We start from the raw sequence: 1,305 nt of genomic DNA, 5'->3' as shown, positions 1-1,305 counted from the left end.
GGAATGATCAGGCTGACATAGTCTCCGGGGATCGTCCTGTTACGCTCGTCAGGGGGCAGTTGCAGCAAGCGAAGGTTGTGAAGATCGCCAAGGGTGTCGGGCCTTATCGGGGTCGTTGCGTTGCCCAACTGTCTCCGCAATTCGTCCGTATTGTTCACCCGGCGTCTGAACAGATCGCTGGCGTCAACCAGTTGGCGCAGATCACTGGCGATAGTTTGGTCAGTGGCATCGGCCAGGTAGTCCGGCGTCAGGTAAACCCCTATCCGGTCATTCAGGGCTGTGAGGGTAAAGAACCGGCCCCGGACACTGCTGGTGGTGTTGCCAGGAAGCGATGCCTGTTCCGTTTCGGTCAGGCCATCGTATTCACCCTGTTGTGCTTTATCATTTTTTTTGAGTCGTCCAAGGTTTTCCAGGGCTGGATTGTCAGGGTTTTTAGCGGTCAGCCAGTCCAGGCTGTCATCAAGAGCCCTGCGGAAAAACCATTGTTCACTGCGCAATGGTTGTTCGGCGTAAACTGCTTCGATGGCCTTGAGCAAATCCGCCATTTCCCTGGCTGTACGGTGACTCTCTGTCAACGGTTGCTGCTCTCTCATAACGCGGGTAAGGGCTGGGGCCAGCCCATCGTTTTGATAAAGTTCGCGGACCGCATCCACAAAGTCTTCCGCAGTGCCACCCCGCTTCCTGAGGTTATGGCGTTGGCCTGCCACCAATATCTGGTAAAGATCACCTGATTGTTTTGGCCATTGCCGGGCCTGGTAACGTTCATCCAGCCCGTAATACGGTTGCAGCGCTTCCAGCCTGTTGCCAGTGATACCCCAGAGCTGCTCAATACCGGCCACAGCCAGGGTATTGTTCTCAAGAGTCTTTCGCCATGCCGGCACCAGCAAGGCCGAGAGTCCCTGCGCCAGAGCCTCGTCAGAGTGTCGGGAAAAATCCGCCGCTCCCAGACGAACCAGGGGCTGACTGTCGTTTGTGAAGGTCGCGTCACTGTCAAGGAATGATCTTTCGGGTTCTGCCCTGATAACAGGGATCTTGAGGTCCGGTTCTGCCGGATCACTGGTGACCTGAAGTCCGTGCAGAAAGGCCAGCAACTGCTCATTAAAGCCACCGTACAGAAACAGTCCGGCCAATTTCTCAAGGTCAAAAACCAGCCGCCGGAGAGTCTGTGCCGGACCCTGGTAACCGAGCGAATGATAGCCTTCCACGTCAAGGGTGATGTCAACCAGCTGCAGTGGCGGAGCCGCGTCTCCCTGGGGGTATACCCTGACACCTATTTCTGATCCCTGAACGTGGGTACGGTAACCT

General features: G+C 56.2%; 1 protein-coding gene. It reads right to left on the bottom strand.

The window, feature by feature from the left end:
- On the bottom strand, positions 1-1,305 hold a 1,305-nt coding region (locus KDK17_RS04480), incomplete at both ends, for a hypothetical protein (protein ID WP_257287443.1).

This window comes from Endozoicomonas sp. SESOKO2 (genome assembly GCF_024606245.1).
In the GTDB taxonomy this organism is placed as follows: domain Bacteria; phylum Pseudomonadota; class Gammaproteobacteria; order Pseudomonadales; family Endozoicomonadaceae; genus Endozoicomonas_A.
The sequence above is the reverse complement of the archived record's forward strand: the minus strand, read 5'-3'. Positions and strand labels throughout refer to the sequence as shown.